Origin of the sequence: Hydrocoleum sp. CS-953 (genome assembly GCF_002260545.1) — a bacterium.
Classification (GTDB): domain Bacteria; phylum Cyanobacteriota; class Cyanobacteriia; order Cyanobacteriales; family Microcoleaceae; genus Trichodesmium.
The window spans coordinates 1-4,050 of the sequence record NZ_LGSU01000647.1; the positions used below are offsets into that span (position 1 = coordinate 1).

General features: G+C 33.4%; 3 protein-coding genes and 1 pseudogene. All 4 read right to left on the reverse strand.

The window, feature by feature from the left end:
• Nucleotides 1–1,861 (reverse strand): glycosyltransferase (locus AFK68_RS07315; RefSeq protein ID WP_094672186.1); only part of this gene is annotated, 1,861 nt, incomplete at its 3' end.
• An 854-nt stretch (nt 1,862–2,715) separates the two neighbouring features.
• Nucleotides 2,716–3,024, reverse strand: a complete 309-nt coding sequence (locus AFK68_RS07320) for a DUF3181 family protein (RefSeq protein WP_094672187.1) — start codon at nt 3,022–3,024, stop codon at nt 2,716–2,718.
• Nucleotides 3,025–3,251: 227 nt separating this feature from the next.
• Entirely contained in the window at nt 3,252–3,509 is a 258-nt protein-coding gene (locus tag AFK68_RS07325) for a 2TM domain-containing protein (protein WP_094672188.1), read from the reverse strand.
• 294 nt (nt 3,510–3,803) lie between these two features.
• A pseudogene (locus AFK68_RS07330) lies at nt 3,804–3,935 on the reverse strand (cyclic pyranopterin monophosphate synthase MoaC); the annotation flags it as partial.
• Nucleotides 3,936–4,050: the final 115 nt, after the last annotated feature.

Consider the following 4,050-nt stretch of genomic DNA (forward strand, 5'->3'; position numbering starts at 1 on the left):
GTTTTACCACCCTCCGCAAATTAAACCATTCAAATATATCTGGTTTAGGTACATCTATTAATATTAACAATGCCACCCCAATCATCAATAAATTATACCCATTCCAAAATAATCCCAAATTCCAACTTTTTGCCTGTTGCGTTACTGCCCAACCACCATCAATCAATTTAGATAAATTGAACCATAAACTTATACAATTAAATCCGAATAATAAAACCAAAGGCCAAGCCAAATTCCAATTAAAAAAGTAGCGATCGCTCTTAATTCCTTTCGGTGTAACTTTAAATCCTTGTGAAAATGGATTGAGTAAAGATTTAATGATTGTTACTGCCAAAGGAAAAGCCAAAACCACACCATAAAAATTTGATAACATCGCCGATCTAGAACGATAATTTAGCCAAGAAAATACGGTGAAATTTACAAAATAATAAGGTAGAAAGAAATATAAGTATTCAGCAACAGTAGCTTTAATTGGAATCACATCCAAAAAATTATAAGCTAATGGCATTAACAAAAAACCAAAAGTGCTAATGCTAGTAAACCAATGTAATATTGCCTGCGAATATGACAATCTTTGAATAAGACTTAATCCAGAAATTGTCAGAGGATTAGAATTAATAAAAAATGCTTGTAAAGTTCCCCTTGCCCATCTTAATCTTTGAATTGCATGACTAGAAATATTTTCAGCAGCTAAACCAGCACTTAATTTTTCTTCTAAATAAACCTGACGATATCCTTTAGTGGATAAACGAATTCCTGTAAAATAATCTTCACAAATTGATTCTGTAACAAATCCTCCTACTGACTCTAAAGCTTTTCTTCTCACGACAAAAGAAGTTCCTACACAACCAACTCCACCAGAACTATCTCGAATTGGTTGAACCTGTCTGTAAAATATTTCTTCTTCTGAAGTTAAGATATTTTCTAATCCTAAATTTCTAGAAATAGGGTCGATATTATAAAATGTTTGAGGAGTTTGTACTAAGGCAACTTTTTGATTTTGGAAAAATCCTAAAGTCCGAATTAAAAAGTTTTTTGTAGGAATAAAGTCAGCATCAAAAACAACAATAAATTCACCGTTTGTCTTGCTAAGGGCGTGATTTAAGTTGCCAGCTTTGGCATAAGCATTATTATCTCTAGTTAAATATTCACATCCTAATTTATCAGCTAACTTTTTAACTGCTGGTCTATTAGTATCATCTAGTAAATAGACTTTTTTGTTAGGATAATCTATAGCTTGACAACCAATAACTGTACGTTCCAAAATAAATTCTGCTTCATCATAAGTGGGAATCAAAATATCTACAGATGGCAGAAAAGTTTTATCTAAAATTTCCTGAGAGAAATAGTCTGCTTCTCCTCGACGAGGCTTGAATTTAAGCATCAAAAATAAAAGTAGAATACTACTACTTAGCGTCAAAATTTCTAGACCTAATAACCCTAGACTAAATATGCCATTTACCGGGTCAATTAAATTTAATGTTGAGAGCGAGCGCCAGGATAAATAACGAATAGTTAAACCCAATAAAATTCCTACTACCAAAAGTCGCGACCAAGTTTTCGGAGTAGGGGAAATTTTCATAATACCTTGGGCTATTAAAAATAGTAAAATTGTCGGCAAAACTAAATATTTACTATTATCAGTTGGTACTTGTACCCACATTGGCGGATTTTCTTGAAAGTAATGAATTTGAGCAAAAAATTCATCTATCTGACCAATACCAGTAAACCAAGCAACCATAATAATTGTTAATAGTGTTACTCCTCCTATTAACAATAATGTTGCCAAACGGAATTTCAGAAAAATCAGACTATTGAAGCGACTTTTGATATATTTTTTAGCGATATTTGAAGTAGTCATAGTCAGTCATCTCTAATAAGAGCAAATTAAACGTAAGCATTCAGCTATTAGCAGTTAGCTAGCCTCCTAAGGAGGAACTTCGTTAACAGATTTTTAATAGATGAAGCAAGTATTAGTTTAACTTCTACTATATTTTTTATCAGAGAATCTAAGCATAGGAAAAACAAGCTTGAGTTGGCAACTAAAGGTAGTAAAGCTGATAGCTGATAGCTGACGGCTGAATGCTTACAATTAAACAAATAAAATTTTATAATCTTCAAGTTAATACATTAATAATTAATCCTGAGATTCTCCTGAGAGTTATACAAGTTTGGAAAAAGAATGCTACAAAAAAGTGGCTCTCGATCTGAGATGCTTAAAAAGAGTCAGTACAATTCATTTTAGACAGGTATCTCTATCATTTTTATCTTTATTTTTCAAGATTTATTCCTTCTTAATTCTTCCCTCTTCCTCATTTATACCATTTGTAATAAACATTGGTTGCTATTGGTATTATTCTTGATTTTTGCCTATAAAATACTTATATAGCAGTTCTCATAATGGTGAGGTACAAAATTATAGCTTTGAGGGAACAGGGAACAGGGAACAGAGAACAGGGAATAGGGAATAGGTATGGAGGGAATAGGGAGTAATGAAAAGATAAAAAGATAACTGTACTTCACGCTTCTTGGGAAACGCTATAGCGGTTTTGACAAAGGTAGACTACAAAACTTCTTCCTTCTTCCTTTAAACCCCAATCTCTGTACTCTATATTAATAAAAATTGCTATCTAAAAAATTAGGTTGCTTATTACAAAATACTGAAATAAACAACCTAATTAATATCACTTAAAGAGACCAAAGTATTGGTTACAATTACATTTTTTCTCGAAACTCTACCAAAACGTCTATCAAATCAGCCTGACACCCCATCGGCAATAAATCTATCAAAGGAACTTCCTTTCTTCCAGCACCTAACTTAACAAGAACACCCTGTAATATTTCCACAACCTGACCTTCAGAAGGAACTTCTTCAGTCAGAATAGGATAAAACTTTTCTGCCAAAGTTAAATGTAGTTTCGCATCAGATAAATAGAGATGCCAACCAGCAATATCAATATAAACTTTATCCCCTATTTCTGCTGCTAAACTTTCAATTATTTGTGTTGTACTAGCATTAGTCATTTCAGTTATCAGTTATCAGTTATCAGTTGTCAATACCTCCTACTAAAGTAGGACGCTTGAAATACTAAATTCTCTTCTTTTATTCAATTTACAGGAGAGGTTTGAGACCTAATTTTCTAGTAATAAGAATAAATAAAACCCAAATTTTTTAGTTACATTATTACTCTAATTATCAGTAAGACCGAGAGTTTGAAAACCATGTCGCTCAATTCGCGGGGAGTGTCAACCTATGCAGAATCCTTAGTAGTAGAACCATAATCTGCAAGGACAAAAATATACACCCCATGAATCAACAATAACGACACCCAACCACCTGTTACCCAGATAGCCCAAGGCCAACTTGCTGCTGTAAGATTACGGAAAAACCATATACCAGAATTACTGGCCGCAAAAATAGCTACATGAATAGCAAAATTCATTCGGTCATCCAACTTCCGGAACTCTGGGTCATTACGGTCAGGTTTGCGAGGCCAACGAGGAGGCATAATACTTTAAAAAAAATTTATTACTGTTCAGTTTCTTTAAATATTGTAAAGGCAAGTCAGCAATTTAGAGATGATTTGAGATTATTGTCTCCAATACTTAATCTGTGAATATTAAATAAGCATATTGCTCATCAATAGGAGAATCTTCTCCTAGTGGCATAAAATTGAATATTGATAGGTCTGTAGGAAACAAGGAAATTTAAGATTTTCCTAGCCTTCTAATTCAGTAGGAGTTACTGATAACTGTTAACTGTTAACGTAGTTCCTCTGCAGAAGGCTAACTGATAACTGAAATTACTCTCCACTTAAAATATAATCCCCAGACTTCCCGCCACTCTTACTCAACAGACCAATTAACTCAATAGAAATAGACTTTTCCCAACCCTTCGCCATATCATACAAACTCAAAACAGCCACAGAAACCGCCTTCTAATCACGACCTACTCAGAGATACTACATATAGCGGAAAAAACTCGAACGTTATAGTTTTTAAACTCTATATATATAGTCTGGCCGTAATTCCTCATAATCAAAAGGTCTC